The sequence below is a fragment of the Acinetobacter sp. YH12043 genome (assembly GCF_013419915.1).
Classification (GTDB): Bacteria; Pseudomonadota; Gammaproteobacteria; order Pseudomonadales; family Moraxellaceae; genus Acinetobacter.
Window position 1 is genome coordinate 13326 of sequence record NZ_VOZD01000013.1, and the last position, 16840, is coordinate 30165.

General features: G+C 41.9%; 14 protein-coding genes, 4 tRNA genes and 2 pseudogenes. 8 read left to right on the forward strand and 12 right to left on the reverse strand.

Features of this window, described 5'->3' with window-relative positions:
- The first annotated feature begins 149 nt into the window (after nt 1-149).
- Nucleotides 150-551, forward strand: a complete 402-nt coding sequence (locus FTU01_RS07955; protein ID WP_180138743.1) for a hypothetical protein — start codon at nt 150-152, stop codon at nt 549-551.
- On the opposite strand, the gene FTU01_RS07960 is transcribed toward FTU01_RS07955, so the two are convergent.
- On the reverse strand, nt 548-1405 hold the full coding sequence (locus tag FTU01_RS07960; RefSeq protein ID WP_180004392.1) for an energy transducer TonB: 858 nt from the start codon (nt 1403-1405) through the stop codon (nt 548-550). The genes FTU01_RS07955 and FTU01_RS07960 overlap by 4 nt on opposite strands.
- A 261-nt stretch (nt 1406-1666) precedes the next feature.
- On the opposite strand from FTU01_RS07960, the gene FTU01_RS07965 reads away from it, so the two are divergent.
- The 3 genes from FTU01_RS07965 to FTU01_RS07975 all read left to right on the forward strand — a co-directional run bounded on the left by FTU01_RS07965 (nt 1667) and on the right by FTU01_RS07975 (nt 3886).
- Nucleotides 1667-2353 carry a hypothetical protein gene (locus FTU01_RS07965; RefSeq protein ID WP_179992784.1) on the forward strand — a complete coding sequence of 229 codons (687 nt, stop codon included), beginning with the start codon at nt 1667-1669 and terminating at the stop codon, nt 2351-2353.
- 207 nt (nt 2354-2560) lie between these two features.
- Nucleotides 2561-3220, forward strand: a complete 660-nt coding sequence (locus FTU01_RS07970) for a DUF3108 domain-containing protein (protein WP_373683638.1) — start codon at nt 2561-2563, stop codon at nt 3218-3220.
- Between the two features lie 90 nt (nt 3221-3310).
- Nucleotides 3311-3886 carry a xanthine phosphoribosyltransferase gene (locus tag FTU01_RS07975; RefSeq protein WP_004786836.1) on the forward strand — a complete coding sequence of 192 codons (576 nt, stop codon included), beginning with the start codon at nt 3311-3313 and terminating at the stop codon, nt 3884-3886.
- A gap of 282 nt (nt 3887-4168) precedes the next feature.
- On the opposite strand, the gene FTU01_RS07980 is transcribed toward FTU01_RS07975, so the two are convergent.
- Nucleotides 4169-4843: a hypothetical protein gene (locus FTU01_RS07980; protein ID WP_180138745.1), complete on the reverse strand. Its 675-nt coding sequence runs from the start codon at nt 4841-4843 to the stop codon at nt 4169-4171.
- Between the two features lie 86 nt (nt 4844-4929).
- Nucleotides 4930-6038 (reverse strand): annotated as a pseudogene (locus FTU01_RS07985) (CsgG/HfaB family protein); the annotation flags it as partial.
- 190 nt (nt 6039-6228) lie between these two features.
- Here FTU01_RS07985 and FTU01_RS07990 point away from each other — a divergent pair.
- Nucleotides 6229-6654: a hypothetical protein gene (locus FTU01_RS07990; protein ID WP_175966107.1), complete on the forward strand. Its 426-nt coding sequence runs from the start codon at nt 6229-6231 to the stop codon at nt 6652-6654.
- A gap of 50 nt (nt 6655-6704) precedes the next feature.
- Here the strand turns inward: FTU01_RS07990 and wrbA are convergent, their stop codons facing one another.
- Nucleotides 6705-7301, reverse strand: coding sequence for an NAD(P)H:quinone oxidoreductase (gene wrbA / locus FTU01_RS07995; RefSeq protein ID WP_159122613.1), 597 nt, complete (start codon nt 7299-7301; stop codon nt 6705-6707).
- 113 nt (nt 7302-7414) lie between these two features.
- Here wrbA and FTU01_RS08000 point away from each other — a divergent pair, with 113 nt between their 5' ends.
- Nucleotides 7415-8662 (forward strand): YihY family inner membrane protein, encoded by a 1248-nt coding sequence (locus tag FTU01_RS08000; protein WP_159122614.1) that lies wholly within the window; start codon nt 7415-7417, stop codon nt 8660-8662.
- Between the two features lie 127 nt (nt 8663-8789).
- Here the strand turns inward: FTU01_RS08000 and FTU01_RS08005 are convergent, their stop codons facing one another.
- The 3 genes from FTU01_RS08005 to FTU01_RS08015 form a co-directional block, all read right to left on the reverse strand.
- Complete coding sequence (locus tag FTU01_RS08005) at nt 8790-9728, reverse strand: DMT family transporter (protein ID WP_180130888.1); 939 nt, start codon at nt 9726-9728, stop codon at nt 8790-8792.
- Between the two features lie 261 nt (nt 9729-9989).
- Nucleotides 9990-10631 (reverse strand): fumarylacetoacetate hydrolase family protein, encoded by a 642-nt coding sequence (locus FTU01_RS08010; protein WP_179992780.1) that lies wholly within the window; start codon nt 10629-10631, stop codon nt 9990-9992.
- Nucleotides 10632-10657: 26 nt separating this feature from the next.
- Complete coding sequence (locus FTU01_RS08015; RefSeq protein ID WP_125279712.1) at nt 10658-11155, reverse strand: YcxB family protein; 498 nt, start codon at nt 11153-11155, stop codon at nt 10658-10660.
- Between the two features lie 160 nt (nt 11156-11315).
- On the opposite strand from FTU01_RS08015, the gene FTU01_RS08020 reads away from it, so the two are divergent.
- Nucleotides 11316-12617: an SRPBCC family protein gene (locus FTU01_RS08020; RefSeq protein WP_180138747.1), complete on the forward strand. Its 1302-nt coding sequence runs from the start codon at nt 11316-11318 to the stop codon at nt 12615-12617.
- A 101-nt stretch (nt 12618-12718) separates the two neighbouring features.
- Here the strand turns inward: FTU01_RS08020 and FTU01_RS08025 are convergent.
- The 5 genes and pseudogenes from FTU01_RS08025 to FTU01_RS08045 all read right to left on the reverse strand — a co-directional run bounded on the left by FTU01_RS08025 (nt 12719) and on the right by FTU01_RS08045 (nt 14056).
- Nucleotides 12719-12795, reverse strand: a tRNA-Arg gene (locus tag FTU01_RS08025).
- Nucleotides 12796-13027: 232 nt separating this feature from the next.
- A pseudogene (locus tag FTU01_RS08030) lies at nt 13028-13633 on the reverse strand (dihydrofolate reductase family protein).
- A 117-nt stretch (nt 13634-13750) separates the two neighbouring features.
- Nucleotides 13751-13827: transfer RNA gene (locus tag FTU01_RS08035), tRNA-Arg, on the reverse strand.
- Between the two features lie 49 nt (nt 13828-13876).
- Nucleotides 13877-13953 (reverse strand) — tRNA-Arg (locus FTU01_RS08040).
- 13 nt (nt 13954-13966) lie between these two features.
- Nucleotides 13967-14056, reverse strand: a tRNA-Ser gene (locus FTU01_RS08045).
- Nucleotides 14057-14317: 261 nt separating this feature from the next.
- Here FTU01_RS08045 and rnr point away from each other — a divergent pair.
- Nucleotides 14318-16765 carry a ribonuclease R gene (gene rnr / locus FTU01_RS08050; protein ID WP_180138749.1) on the forward strand — a complete coding sequence of 816 codons (2448 nt, stop codon included), beginning with the start codon at nt 14318-14320 and terminating at the stop codon, nt 16763-16765.
- Nucleotides 16766-16840 lie beyond the last annotated feature (75 nt).

The window sequence follows — 16840 nt, forward strand, 5'->3', positions numbered from 1 at the left end:
ATCCTTATTTATTTTTTTCTTGATCTGTTCTTAGATACAGAGTTTTAAAAAAAATATCTGCTTACGCATTCATGATTTCTTCCAGAAATACATAAGCACATAATGAACTTTAACGAAGAACTGTGCTTCAAAAATTTTAGGAGAACGTAATGAAAAGATTGTTCTCGACTGCATTACTTATTTTCTCTCCCTGGCTGTGCTCACTACTTTATGCCCACTCAATTCCCATGTGCCCAAAAATTAAATTTCAACAGAACCAAAGCTCATGGGCAGGCCATTATTATTTAAACGGAGTTATGGAATTAGGTTCGGAGTTGCTTCTGCAAGCAGATGGTACCTTTAAATGGTATCTGGCCTATGGTGCTCTGGATCAATTTGCCGAAGGAACATGGTGGCAAAATAAAGAGTGTATTGGCTTAAAAGCAGGTCCAATGTACCAGGACTTAATGATATTTCCCAAATATCTAGCCATAGATGAAAACCATTTAAATGTGGTCTGGGACGATGGAACTCAGCAAGGTAGTTATATACAGACGAAGCGTCCAGATTAACGCACCTCAAATTCTGCTTCAGCCGGATCAAAGCGCCAGGTTCGAATAATTCGTAACTCGGAAATATCCGACATCTTGGCATCAAATGCTCCGAACGGTGCTGCCTTGCGTACTGAAGATTTTGCAGCTTCATCTAGCAAGCTATGCCCTGAACTGTCAATTAAGCGAATTGCACGGATTCCGCCGTTCTGGTTTAAGATCACCATCAAGCGCACCTCTCCTGCCAGATTCTGCTGTTTAGCCGCGTCTGGATAATAGCGGTTACCATAGAACTCTACTTTTTGACGGAATTTTTCCAGATAAGCCGCAGAGACATCCTGTTTGGACTGGATGCCATCTACGGTTTTAATTTTTTGCTGACGACTGAAGTTTTGTTGTCGTTGCAGATATTGGGCTTCAAGACTGGCTACCATAGCCGCTTTGGCCTGGAACTGACTTTGTAACTGTTCCTGCAGTTTTTTGCGCTGATTTTCTTCCGCCTGTTTTTGCCAGCTTAAAGTCGTCATCAGCACTTTTTCTTCAAAGCTTAATTCACGCTGCTGTTGCAACATGTCCGGACTTTCTTGCTGTTCTTCTCCAGTCTTTTGCTCCATCAACGGTGCAGGCATATCGCTCGACATACGATGTGCTTCACGAAATTTACCTGAACCTTGCTGGTCAGTTTGAGCCAGAAAATCTGCATGCTCAATTTTTTCATCAGTTTGACGAATACTGACTGCAATTTCTTTGGTCATGCTTTCCTGATCTTGTGGCATACCAAATTCCAACGTGAGAAAAATTACGTGCAAAATAACAGCTGCAAATACGGCGCTATTAAAAATTGGATCTTTCCACCAGGCTTTGACCAGAGGCATTAATATCATGGTTGATCTCATCGCTACGAACCCAGACTTGAGTTCATCCCCCAAACAGCATTTTTAAAATTAAAAAATAAACGGCTTTGCATTTTTGTTTTAAAAATGCCAAACCCATCAAATCTTCAACGTTAGATAACTAAAACCCTAAAAATGGTGCTATTTATTTTGCTAAACTGCAAGCTGAAACTCTTGTATTTTTTATACAATTCGACAAGATACACTTCGAATTAAAACATATAGTTGCCAGGATGCTTAAAGATGCAAACGCTAATTTCCAATATTTCTAATAAAATTCGCCAGGCGTATCAAAAGGCGGAAGGATTTATTGAGGATGAACGCGAATTCCCTTTGTCTCAAGTTTTCCTGAATGCGACATTTCAACGTTTTGTCACTGACAATGTTTCCATGCTGAAAGATCTGCATGCCGATCTGCATGATGACTGGTTACGACTCTATGCCACGCTGGACTATAAAGGTCTGAACGTGACCTTATCGGTTGATTTAAAACTGGTGCAAATGGAGCTGAATAAGAATACGCAGCTCATTGTATTTGAACAGATCAGTGATACCCAGTTGATTGAAGCCAAATACCCAAATGTCTTTTATAAACTGGGGGTACGATTCGCCCTGTTTTTCTATCAGCGCGTGCTGAATAAGGACCCTCTTGGCATGATTCTGGAAAAACTGGGCGTCATTAAAGTAAAAGATGATTTATTGCATCTGGATTTAAACCGCTGGTTAGGTAAAAACCGCTCGGTGATTGAGACGCTTGGTAAGGTTCATGTGAACCATGCAGTACTTCGTGAAGCTGAGCTCGTCGTAATTGGTAATGTGAATCTTGCAGCCCTGTTCAGAAAGCTTTCTCAGGAAAAAGAAGAGACATGGGACGAAGACGACATGGATGACAATAAAGTCACACCGATCAAACAGAAAGAACCGACTTAAACTGTGTGTAATTCAATACCTAAACAAACACACCAGTAACTACATGAAATATACATTTTTATTGAAAATCTCCCTTCATTTTCCACATTTTGACCAAATAATAAAAAGTGGAAAGTGATCAATTTTATCTGAAATTACACAGGACAATTCTTTATGGCGAAAACTGTATTCAAAACTTTAGGGGTGACTGCAGGCTTGACTACCGCAATGGTACTTACTGGTTTATCCACCCAGACCTTCGCCATGGCGCCTTTCCAAGCCAATTATCAGTTTAGCTACAATGGAAAAAATATGGGTTCTGCTACCCGTACCTTGAGCAAATCTGGTAATAACTGGACCTATGTTTTTGCAGCCAAAGCGGGTGGCGTTGCTTCAGCGACTGAAACCAGCCGTTTTACTTTTAATAATGGCAAGATTGGTTCAAGCAGTTTCAGCCGTACCAGTAAGATTCTGGTGCATAGCAACACCATGAGTATCAACTTCAATCCATCTAGCAAAACAATCAGCACCAAGAAAGATGATGAAAAACGTTCTTTTGCCTGGAGAGCAGATGTACTGGATGAGCTAAATGCTGAATTGCAGATTCGTGAAGACCTGAAAAATGGTGGTTTAAAATCGAATTACTACATTGCTGATGCCAAAGAAGTGGAAGGCCGTAAATTCGTCAAACAAGGTACAGAAACGGTGAGCACCAAATATGGTTCATTTAGTACCATTAAAGTAGTGATTAAACACAACAAACCAGGCCGTGAAACTACTTTCTGGTTAGCACCGAAACTGGACTACTTACCAGTCAAAGTATCGCATGTCGACAAGAAAACCTCTTACGGTTTATTGCTGACCAGCTATAACGGTAAAACGAACTAAGGTTTTTTGGTGAATTTCGCTTGATTTTTTTTGGGTGCTTTTTACAATACGCTTTTGCTTTAAAAAGCACCTGCTCTTGAGGATTCTCCCGTGCACGCACTAGAACAGAAAATCTTAGCCGAAGGTATCGTTCTATCTGAAGAAGTTTTGAAAGTTGATTCTTTCTTAAATCACCAAATTGATCCAATCATGATGCAGCAAATTGGTCAGGAATTTGCGCGTCTGTTTAAAGATGCTGGTATTACCAAAATTATTACCATTGAAGCGTCCGGTATTGCACCTGCAGTCATGGCAGGCTTAGAGCTTGGTGTTCCAGTAATCTTTGCACGTAAATACCAGTCTCTCACTTTAAAAGATGATTTATACCGTTCTAAAGTATTTTCATTTACCAAACAGACTGAAAGCACGATTGCCATTTCAAATAAACACATTAGTTCATCTGACAAGGTTTTAGTGATTGATGACTTCCTGGCAAATGGTCAGGCAGCACTGGGTCTTGCTGACTTGATTCATCAGGCGAATGCTGAAGTGGTCGGGATCGGGATTGTGATTGAAAAATCATTCCAGCCAGGCCGTGACTTGTTACTTGAAAAAGGTTACCGCGTTGAATCATTAGCGCGTGTGAAATCTTTGGCAAATGGTACTGTCGAATTTGTTCGCGATTAAGTTTACAAATGAATATTTTAAAGGGTGCTTCGGCACTCTTTTTTATTGGATTTTTTTAATTTCGGTTAGCTAGGAATAACTAAAATATAGCTATAAAACTATCTATTTTCGACTGCACGTAAATAGTTGTACTCCGACTTTTTCTTATGAGATTTCAAGACAACTAAAGCCTCAAGAATTTATTATCCGAAAAATAACAACAATTTAAACTGATATTATTATAAAATAAGAGGCCTAACTATCTGCCAATAGTTAGACCCTTGGTTTATTTTCAACAATAAACTATTTGATAGTCACAGCAATACTACCGCTGTTGACAGCACCAATGGCGGTAGTTGTGATACTGTTGTTAACAGCAGTTTGAGTTCCTTCTGCAATTGCACTTACAGATGCATCAATGGTACCTGCATTGTAAGCAATATTTGCTGCACTATAATTACTTAAAGTTTCATTGATTTGCTCACTGTAGTTGGTCGCCAGTGTAGTACTCACTACTTCTGAGATGTCTGAACTATCAGCAACCTCTGAGAGCTCTTCTACAGTTTCTGAGTTATTAGTTGCACTGGTAACTTCACTGAAGTCATAGTTATATGTCTCATCTGATACGTCTGATATCACGCTATTAAAGCTGCCTTGCTCTAGTGTAATACTACCTGTATTCGCGGCGCCAATTGCTGTAGTTTCAATCGTACCTTCAATTGAACTAATTGCATCCTGTGCTTCTCTTGATACCTCTCCTAATGCTTGTAAATCGACGCTGGCATCAACATCACCTGTATTTACTGCAAGATTCAAGGCAGAACCATTTTCCACCTGCTGAGAGATCGACTCCAGGGTCGCTTGTAAACCAGTATCTACGGTTACTTCAGTTGGTGTTTCATCATCTTGAGCATATGCCATACCTGCACCAGACAGGAAAGCGACGGATAAAGCGATTGTTTTGATCGTGTTTTTCATCGTTGTTTTTCCTTTTTTAGCTTTGAAATACTTCTCGCTCAGTATTTCTTTCTCATAATGGGAGCGAGCCCATTTTTACTGGTCAATTAATCACGCTGAGAACTTGACCAGTAATTTTCTATAACTTCAGGATTGGCATCCCACAACATGGATACCTTCTCCTCTTCTTTTTCTTTAGAATTCATTTCTTGCGAATCTTTTTCGTTCTTTACTACACCTGAAGAAGATGAAGCTTTTTTCTTACTGATATATTTAATTAAATCTTGTTTACTCATTTCAGGATCTGCTTCAGGATTCTGAATCACCTCGGATTCTTTGTTTTTAGGTGGCTTCGTATCTTTACTCGGTGAATTGGTCGATTTATTTTTTTCATTGGATGAAGAAGATTCTGTTACAGCTGATTCTTGAACAGCAGTACTGGACGCTATACTGTTTTGCTCCTGACTTTTTTTGTACTTATGCAGAGCCACAGAACTTCGTGTCAGATTGAGCTGACCATATTCAGGTGGTATTTGTGCACGGCAACCAGCAAAGACAGGAGGCGGAACAACCTGACTGAGTAATTCAAAAGTGGCCAGATTCAACATTTGGCGTAAAGCAAAATTAGTCGCCTCACGTTCTCCTTTACCGATTTGAACATTTAACAAGGTACGTCCAGTAAACCGCCCGGCACTGACACCATAATCCTGTGCAGCAATCTGCTTTTGCAGCGATACATTCGCAACGACTTTACTCGTACGTGTATCGGTAAGAGATAAATCCAGACCAACCATGATACGGGTTTGACTGTAGTTCGGGCCAACACCCGCAATCTGCATATCAAATCCACCCCCGGAATAAAATCCAGACTGTTAATACTGCCAGTCACATAATAATCAGAGGCCTGAATCTGTCTTGGATCCCGAATCCCCCACTTGGCTTCACTTTCAATAATTCGGGGATCACGTCGGTTCATTAAGTTGACTCCCGCCTGAAATAAAGCAGACTGCACCATATCTCCAGCGCCTTGAGTGACCATTTTCCCACTACCTCCATTGGTCACCACATCTTTACCGGTTTGATCCAGAATCGCACCCACAGAGAAGCTGACATCATTACGTAATTGCCCTTTTAAACAGGATAAAGCCATATCAAAAGGGGTAAAAATATCGGTAATAGGAGGTCCTTGTACCAGTTTCACCGGTTTCTTATTGGAAAATGCATGTATTTACAACTCAGCTAAACTTCTCTGAATAAAATTCCACTAGAATCAAATTGGTATGAAATGTTCCTGACTTCAATATTCAGAACCTACATACTGTTGAGCCGGATGTGCTGAATAATTACTTGTCTAAGTAAGGTTCCATATCACACATTTGCTTAAAATGAATAAATACTAATCGCTGATGGAAAATCCTATGCAATGTCCTAAATGTGGTTCAACGGAAATTGAGCTACGCGATCACGAAAAGAATCTGAAAAAAATTGGTGGTATTTTAATGACCTCAGCTGGTGCCACTGCCGGTACAGTAGGTGGTGCAGCCTCTGGTGCTTCAATTGGTGCTGCCATTGGAACAGTCGCAGGTCCTTTAGGGGTAATTGTAGGCGGCACAGTTGGAACCTTCGTAGGCGCAATCAGCGTAGGCATTACTGGTGGCGTGGTCGGAAACTTCTTAGGTAAAAAAGCAGGTGTTTCTGTAGATCGCAATCTGTTTCTGGATTATCAGTGTCTGAATTGCAAACATAGATTCAGTCAAAAAGATCAAAAAGATCAAAAAGATCAAAAAGATCAAAAAGATCAAAAAGATCAAAAAGATCAAAAAGAAGATTAGTAAAATCAAGGAAATGAAGCTGATTCTTCATTTCCTTTTTAATTAACTTATTAAGCTTGATTGAGTTTTAAAGCAACCTCGGCCAGACGTTTACCCTGTACTTCACACAAAATTTTCTCATCCTGGCTTAAACCTTGATCATGTCGTGGGCCACTCACATGACTTGCGCCATAAGGCGTACCACCACTTTTAGTATTGGACAGCGCTGGTGTCGCATTGCTTAATCCCATGATCATCATGCCATGATGAAACAATGGCGGTAGCATCGTCAGTAAAGTACTTTCCTGTCCGCCATGCATTGAGCCTGACGCGGTAAAAACACAGGCTGGCTTACCATGCAAAGCACCATTCAGCCATAAACTGGTGGTCTGATCCCAGAAGTATTTCATTTCTGAAGCCATATTCCCAAAGCGGGTGGGTGAACCTAATGCCAAAGCAGCACACTGGGCAAGATCATCTAAAGTACAGTAGATATCACCTTCTGCCGGAATACTCGGCTCTGCTTCTTTCACTACGGTCGCAATATTTGGAACAGTACGAATTTTTACAGCCATTCCTGCTGCTTCAACACCATTCGCAATCAGATGCGCCATTTCTTTGGTTGAGCCATATTTGCTGTAATATAAAACAAGGACATAAGGTTGCATAAAGTTCTTATTCATTACTTAAAAAAATAAAACTATACGGTATTTCGCAACTTTTTTGGGTAAGCTGAAGAATGAAAATTCATGATGAATAAAAAAATTGAGATTGAAAGCGCATGATCGTTGAATATTTAAAGAAGTTACCTTTTTATGAAAAACACTGGTTTCAATTTATTTTATTTGTACTACGGCGTTTCGAGGCTGACCGATGTCGTGAGCAGGCTGGTTCACTGACCTATACTACCCTGTTTGCTGTAGTTCCGATGCTGACCGTGTTTCTGGTCATTATCTCTTCAATCAGAGCATTGGAACCGGCACGACAACAGCTCCAACAGCTGATCTATAGTAACTTTTTACCTAAAACAACGATCGCTTTCGATAAAGCCCTCAATGCCTTCACGGAGAAGTCCAGCAATTTAACTATTATCGGTATTCTTTTCTTATTTATCACAACAGTACTGATGCTCAGTAGTATCGAAACGGTCTTTAACCGGATCTGGCGTGTGACTGAAACCCGCGGTGGCATTATCGGTTTTATGCGTTACTGGACCATAATTTCACTTGGTCCAATTTTGCTGGGCAGCGCCTTTGTGATTTCTTCTACTTTGGCCTCCATGAATATTCTCAGTAATAACTTTGCCGGTTATGAACTGGATGGTGCCTTTATTCTCTGGGTAATATCTTTTTCTCTGACCGTGCTTGGCTTTTTTATTCTGAACTGGACTATTCCCAATCGGAGTGTACCGCTCAAATCAGCTTTTATTGCCGGTCTGTTTAGTGCCATCGTCTTCGAACTTCTGAAAAACCTGTTCGGCTTTTTGATGTCAAACTTTACCAGTTATGAAATTGTTTACGGAGCTTTCGCAGCTGTCCCTATTTTCCTGCTCTGGATTTATCTGTCCTGGATTATTGTATTGCTGGGCGTGGAAATCAGCTATGCCCTGACTGCATTCGAATCTGGACAGGACAATAAGCGCCATCCAATCGTCATGTTGCTGGATCTATTAGAACTGTTTTATAAAAAGCAGAAAACTGGTGAAAGTGTCAGTGAAGCCCAGGCACTAGAAGTTTTGGGACGGGATGAAATTGGACGCTGGCCTAGCTATGTCAGCATGTTTGAAAAACAGAATCTGATTAAACGTACAGATGACAATGAATATGTGCTGGTACGCGATCTGGATCAGGTCAGCTTCTGGAATTTTTATCTACAGCTTCCTTATCCATTGCCGCGCAAACAGCATCTGACTGATGTGCATACTGATGATCTCTGGATGCAAAAGTTCTCACCTAAACTGAATGAAACTGATCAGTTTCTGGAAGAAAAGCTCAGTTTTCCATTATCAGAACTGTTCCGCAGTAAATAAATTCAATCCTCTCTTTTGAGAGGATTTTTTTAAATGAATTGGATCAATTGTCAGCAGATAATCATCCTTGCTGTCATTAAAGCTATAATCCAAAAACTAAGTGTCGTTATTTTCATTGACCGGATTTTTATATAGAGGTTTGAGTCTTGATCTGAGGCTCAGGCTTCTTTAACCATCCCTGTAAACTCACCAGAATCACGCCCAGCATCACCATACAGGTCCCGACAATAAAATTGATCTCGACATGCTCATTTAGAATTAACACGCCAAACAGCATGCCAAATACTGGGGTTAAAAAAGAAAATACTCCTAAGCGTGAAGCCAGGTAATGTTTCAACATCCAGAACCAGATTAGATAACTGGCAAAGGAAATTACCACCGTATGAAAAATCAGGCTGGAAATCGACAAAGTTGTCCATTGAATACTGGCTTGTCCAGTCAAAAAGGACAAAGGCAATAACACTATGCCAGCGATCAGCAATTGATAGAATAAGGTTTGGGTTGCAGGCGCTTCAGCCAGCGAGCTCAAACGTACACTCACGGTCGTGGCTGCCCAGAACACGCCCGCCAGTAGCGCCAGAAAATCTCCCCATAAGGCATGAGATTGTAAAGTAGATCCTGTCTGCGGGCGCAGCAGGAAACTCACCACAATACCACTAAAGGCAAGAAAAATTCCTCCCCATTGCACATGAGACAAATGTTCCGCCGGCAGTTTCCAGTGCAAGCCCAAAGCCACAAAAATTGGTGCAGTATAGAGCAAGACAATGGTATGCGAAGCTGAGGTATAACGCAGCGCCTCACCCACCAGATAAAATTCAGCGGCAAACAGCACACCCACCAGTAAACCTGCAGATAAGTATCGCGCACTCCAAAGCTGACGGCGTACACTCTGCTGAATTAAAGGATAAACCATAAGTGCAGATAAGGCTGAACGTAATGCAATTTGCATCAGGGCAGAAATATCACTGGCCGCCCATTTCAGTACGACCTGCTGCAAACCCCACAACATACATAGTACAAACATAATGGCAGATGCTTTGACATCTAGTGCCTGACGATGATTCAAAAAATATAGTCCTGTTCTCGATTCGAGCCGCTACATACTAAAAATGTTAGAAGTAGAAGATATACTTTAAAATAGACACACGATGAGGTGATTCAGGCAAAAAGAGTGATGCATAAAAAACGATTTAGACGCTATCCAATTTATATCTAGAAACTGAATGGCAACCGTGCCTGATCAGTCTGATAAATTATCCCTTGCTCATTACACTTTTCTAAACAAAATAAAGGAGCCCTTCGGCTCCTTGATCTCAAAAATCCGGTCTTACTTTACAAATGTCGTCCAAACATAATCCTGATTTTGGCCTTTTAGGGTCATTTTCAACTGATCACCCGATTGTAAGGCTGCCACTCCTGCTGGTGTACCGGTCATGACCACATCACCTGCTTCCAGTGTGAACACTTGACTGATGTCGGCCAATAAAGTTGCAATATCAAAAATCAATAAAGCTGTATCGCCTTTTTGACGCCGCTCATCATTGATCTCTAGCGTATAATGCACATCTTTCCAGTCAGTAATGACATCGGCTACCGGTATCCAGTCTGCAAGTACACAAGAACCGTCAAAAGCTTTGGCCCGTTCCCAAGGTTGACCTTTTTTCTTTAGGTCATCTTGTAGATCACGCAAGGTCAGATCCAGACCTAAAGTCACAGCACCAATTGCCTGCAAAACTTTGGCAGGATCATTTTCCTTGCTTAAGGTACGGTCAATACGCAAACTTAGTTCACACTCATAATGACAGTTACCCCAGTCCGGATTCCATTCAATACCAGCATCCAGTGCAGTCAAAGCACTCGGTGGCTTGATAAACAACACAGGACGATCAGGTACCGCATTTCCAAGCTCTTTGGCATGGTCAGCATAACTGCGACCGACACAAACAATTTTCGATGGACGTGTACTCATGATCTCTTTCCTGTTCTTGATCTGTCTTATTTCTTGAAGGTATTTTCGAAAATGCTTTGCTCAGTACCATCTTTAAAGGCACGTTTTGGCACAATCACCACTGTACGGTTTTTCAGTTCCAGCATATAGGTCAGTTTGCCGATGGCAAAACTCTGTACTTCATTATAATGCACGACCTTGCTACGTCCGTTATTGAAAATTTCTGCATAGTCCTGAAACAGGTCAATGCCTTGTTCACTTTTTCCAAACTGGTATTTTACAAACTGGCGCTTAAACATCATCGGCAGGAACCAGTAACGCATGATGCCCTGTAGAATCAGAAAGAAGGCACCCAAAGCCACATAATAACGACCAACCCCATTCAGGCCCATTGAGAAGCCCCAGATAATAATCCCGATGCTAACCAAAGGCGTCAGAAACCGTGAAATCTGTTTTTTGCCAAAAGTGGCCAGGGCAAATCCATCCTGAGATTCTTCTAAAGTAAGATAATAACGGGTGGATAAAGTCGGTGCTGACTCAGTCATAGCATTACATCAAAAATATAAAATCCTGATCCATACTATATCAAAATATGCTTAAAACTCATGGCTTATGCTATCAATTACATAACTTTGCTTTGGAAATAACTGAATTTAGTTTTAAATAAATCATCATTAAAACAAAAAACACACAATAGGATATTGGATGAAAGGATTGATCCCCTATTTGCTGATGAGTAGTACCTTATTTGCAATCTCACCAGCTTTCGCAAAAATAATGCTATGGACCCCTAATCTGCCAAGCAGTCTTGATGTATTTCAAGGCAATTCTCAGCAACTGGCTGAACTCACTGGCGAACGTATCCTGATTTATGCGCATCCTGCCAGCAAAACCCATCTACCGACTTTTAAAACGGCTTCTAGTAGCAAATCCCAGTTTTATAGTGCGGCTGTAGTCTTGCCTGCATCCGAAGCACAAGTCGAAAAATTACTGCAACATTATCCGAATTATGTCGGCCTGTTTCCGACCCTAAAATCCGCCAAGGTGATTGAACAGCAAGGTAGCATTCAACAAGTCAAATATCAGGTGCATATTCCCACTCCAATCCCGGTCTTAAACTTTAAAGAAACTGTAGTGATGCAGCATCATCTGGAAAATAACAGTATCAGCACACTAATTCTGGACGCGCCAATTCCCTATGGGGCCGGAAAGCTGGAATGGTTTGCACTGAGCCCCAATAAAACCTTAGTAACGGTGACGCAATGGGGTGATCTAAACCAGCCGCAAGGTTTTCTATTTAGCAAGATTCTAAATGCCCTGCCGGAAGCCAAACTCGGCATTCCTGCTGGCACCAATGCCTTTCTGCTTGAAGCTTTACAACAGCGTTTTAAATATCCTGCTGCTACAATTTTAAATACGGCAATACCCCAAGTTCAGCTCAGCAATCAGCAAACTCAGAAAATTGCCCAGCTTAGTCAAAAATCAGGACAACCTGTCAGCTTTATTTTGCCCAATTATCAGGTCAAGGCCGGTAAAGGTTCAGAAAATCTAAGATTCAGTACTACCTATCAATATTTCTCACATCCAACTGAGAAGCTGCAGCCTTGGTTATCGGCTCAGGCCAGCCAGAAACTCTTTCCGCGACAAATCAAAAAAGTGGAACTGAACCCAGTCAACCCGCAAAGTATTGATGCCAACTACAAGGTATCAGTCGGCTTAGGCGTCATTCAGATTCCCTTTAATTTTAAAATGCGTTTTGAACAGCCAAATACCTTACAAAACCAGTTCTATGCCAATGGCGGAGATTTAAAATTTGTACGAGGTGGAATGAAGCTTTTGCCACAATCTCAGGGAACGCTATTCCAGATCACCAGTTCCATGAAAATTCATGATCAGGCGCCTTTTTTACTGAAAGCCATGCGCAGCCTTCCCTATCATGACATGTTGCCGGCAGTTGGTGGCAATACCGTCTATGCCTTAAAAGTACAGCAAAAATTAAAATCTTAAGTTTACTTCTAATTATTGGTTTTTTATATGAAAAATTAAAAAACTGAAGACGTAAAAAAACCGCATCAATGTGCGGTTTTTTCAGAATTCTTTATCAAGATTGGTGCGCTCAGAGAGATTCGAACTCCCGACCCCTTAGTTCGTAGCCAAGTGCTCTATCCAGCTGAGCTATGAGCGCGACGTCTTGATGGGGTGCATTATATAGAGTTTTCAGCACTTGTTAAGTGTTTTTTAATAAAATTATAACCGAACGTACAGTAATTAAACGATACTACAATATTTCAGTTTTTTTGATGAAAATTCCTGCGAATTTAGAGTTAAAAGCAATAACCCAGACTTGGCAAAATTTCAGGATTAGCTAAATTAATCTTTCAGTTACCTCATATTCATTTGCTCACAGCCTAATAGAGCTATTCTCCAACCAGGCCAGTTTTAACCTTGCCTGCCCGCTGATAACAGCTCAATACCACGCCATTTGAAGTCACTTGATGATCTGTCAGTGCAAATGCTGCTGGCATAGAGTCTTCAGCAAATAGACGTTTTCCTTTGCCCAATATTATAGGAAAGGTCATTAAATAGAGTTCATCCACAAGATCATGTTTAAAAAGCGCCTGTACCACTGCAGCACTGCCATACACCCGAATATTCCCCTCCCCTGAAGCCTTCAGGTTAATGATCTCATCAATACTTTTTAGAAAGATCGTATTTTGCCAGTCCAAGTGATCCAAACTGGTGGATAGCACATATTTATTTACTTCATTAATTCCTGGCCAGTCTTCAGCATGCTTCGGTCAGTAGGGTTCAAAAATCTGAAAGGTATTCTTACCAATCAGAATATCGGTAGACTGCATCCATTTTTGCATGATGCGATCAAATGCTGCATCGGGTTCAGTACTAAAATACGGCGCCACCCAGCCACCATATTGAAAGCCACCAGATGTATCTTCTTCCGGACCGCCGGGTGCCTGCATTACACCGTCTAGAGTTAGAAATTCCTGGACAATAATTTTTCTCATCACAATGCCCTTATTTTTATTGAGTCATCTAGGATTTATTTTTAGCATGTGATTCAGGCGGATTCTGTAAATTTTAGGCACAAAAAAACCGCAACATGTGCGGTTCATTGTTCAAGTTGGTGCGCTCAGAGAGATTCGAACTCCCGACCCCTTAGTTCGTAGCCAAGTGCTCTATCCAGCTGAGCTATGAGCGCGTAACTTGTGTCGTCTTTATTAGACTGCGTTATTTTCCGGTTTACTTATTGGTGCGCTCAGAGAGATTCGAACTCCCGACCCCTTAGTTCGTAGCCAAGTGCTCTATCCAGCTGAGCTATGAGCGCGACATAAGTAAAGTGGCGGTGAGAGAGGGATTCGAACCCTCGATACAGTTACCCGTATGCGTCCTTAGCAGGGACGTGGTTTCAGCCACTCACCCATCTCACCGTAACGTGCCGCCATAATACAAATTTCGGCATAGCACTGCAAGCACAGCTTGAAAAAAAACTGCATATTTTTGCTCGTTTAAATACTTTTTAAACAATTTCCCTATTTTTAGTCATTTAAGTCCTGAAAAAACCCGATAAATTTCCAGTTATCTAAAATTAGCCAAAAATCGAAAACTTAAACAGATTATTGCAATCATTTACGTGCAGTCTGCACTGACATGACTTATGCTAAACCTATCTCCAAGGACACTTTAAAGATATGATGAAAAATTGGGTCGATCCTGAAGCAAAAGCTGAAGCCGAACGTTATGACAACCCTATTCCAAGCCGTACCCTGATTCTCGAAACTATAGAAGAAAAAACTGCCCTGTCCCATGCCGACCTGGTGGAATATTTTGAAATTGCCGATCAAAAAAGTATTGATGCCCTGAGCCATCGTCTGATTGCGATGGTACGTGACGGGCAATTGATGAAAGACGGCTACAAGTTCCAAATCGCGGCGGAACAGCCTGAGCATGAAGCAACGGTATATATCAACTCCAAGGGAAGCGGCACAGCCAATATTTCAGGTGAAGATGACCTACTCTTACCTGAACGTGAATTGCGTCAGGTCTTTAACGGTGACCGTGTCAAAGTCCGTCAGACCTCAGTAGACCGCAAAGGTAAGGCCTGGGGCTTTATTACCGAGGTTTTGCAGCATCGTGTCAAACAGATCATTGGTAAAGTGTCTGAATATGAAGGCGAATATTTTGTTCAGCCAGCTAATCCAAATGCACATCAGCCTATTACTCTAGAAAAAGAGCTGATCGAGCATGCCCAGGTCAAAGTCGGCGATTCAATCCGCGTGGCAATTGATACCTACCCAACCAAAGAAGAATTTGCGACTGGCCATATTGTGCAGTCGATGGCAGACAAAGCCGATACCGAAATCATCATTCCACAGACTATTCTGGAATATGGCCTGCCATATGAATTCCCTGAAGAAGTCTTGAAAGAAGCGGAAAGCTTTAAAGAGCCTTCTGCCAAAGACCGTGACGGCCGTGTCGATCTACGTGATTTAGCGCTTGTCACCATTGACGGGGAAGATGCACGTGACTTTGATGATGCGGTCTATGCAGAAAAACGTCCGGGCGGTGGTTATCGTGTCGTCGTGGCAATTGCTGATGTGAGTCATTATGTACGTCCGGGCAAACCACTGGATGATGAAGCGCAAGAACGCGGGACATCCGTGTATTTCCCACACTTCGTTTTACCAATGTTGCCTGAAGCACTCTCTAATGGCCTGTGTTCATTAAATCCGAATGTCGATCGCCTGTGCATGGTCTGTGACCTGAAACTGTCACGTGCTGGCCGAGTCACTGGGTATGAATTCTATCCTTCAGTCATGCATTCCAAGGCACGTCTGACCTATGATCAGGTCGCGAAGTATTTTGAAGGTGACAGTACAGCAATCACTGAAGATCGTAGTGTACGTAAATCACTAAATACCCTGTTCCAGTTGTATCAGATTCTAAAAGGCTTACGTGCTGAACGTAATGCGATGGAATTCGAAACCATTGAAACCTATATGACTTTCGATGAGCTGGGTGGTATTAATGAGATTCTGCCACGTACCCGCAATGACGCGCATAAGCTGATTGAAGAATGTATGTTGCTAGCCAACGTTGCAGCAGCTGAATATGCATTGAAAAATGAAATACCGATGCTGTACCGGGTGCATCAACCCCCTGAGTTCTCACGTATCCAGAAAGTTCGTGATTTCGTGAAACTGCTGGGTCTGCCATTCCCGGAACAGCCAACCCAAGCTGACTATCAAGCGGTGATTGAAGCGACCAAAGACCGGATTGATGCGCCAAGTATTCATGCCGTGTTATTACGCTCCATGATGCAGGCCTATTACGGTGCCGACAATGCTGGTCACTTTGGTCTGGCTTATGAAGCGTATACACACTTCACTTCTCCAATTCGCCGTTACCCGGATCTGTTATTACATCGTGCTATCAAAGCTCATTTGAGTAAAAAGCCATATCCAATTTCAGGTGCATCTTTAGATGATGCCGGTGAGCATTTCTCAGCGACAGAACGCCGTGCTGATGAAGCCTCCCGCTCTGTAACGACCTGGCTGAAATGTCACTATATGCAGCAACATCTTGGTGAAGAGTTCGTCGGAATTATCAGTGCAACGGCTGAATTTGGTTTGTTTGTCACGCTGAAAGACCTCTATGTCGATGGTATGGTGCATGTTAGCCAGTTGGGCGATGACTTCTTTGTCTTTGATCAAAGCAGCCAGAGTCTGGTCGGCCAGAACCGTGGCCAGATCTTTGGTCTGGGTGATGAAGTCAAGATCAAGGTCGCTGGAGTCAATCTGGAAGAACGCAAAATTGACTTTGAATTGATCCAGCAACTGACTCATGCGGGTCGTCCAATTCGCGCCCGTGCTCCACGTGTCGCAGAAAAAAAACCTGCACCACGTCCGGAAGCAAAAGAGGAAGTCTTCAATAATCATGAGCGTGCGCAAAAAGCCCAGCCCAGTGATGATGGAGAACAGCCCATACGACGCAAAAAAGACAAATCCAAACCCAGTTCCTACAGCAAAAAGCCTGCTAAAAAATCTGCAGGAAAGTCTGAAGCAAAGACTAAAGATAAAGTGAAGAAAAAAGCCAAGATCAAAAAGAAAAAGTCGAATGCAAAAACCAAGACTGAATAATTTCTAATGATCATAAAAAGGGCGCTACGGCGCTCTTTTTATTTATAATCAATATACTAATTAAAAGGAAAATTA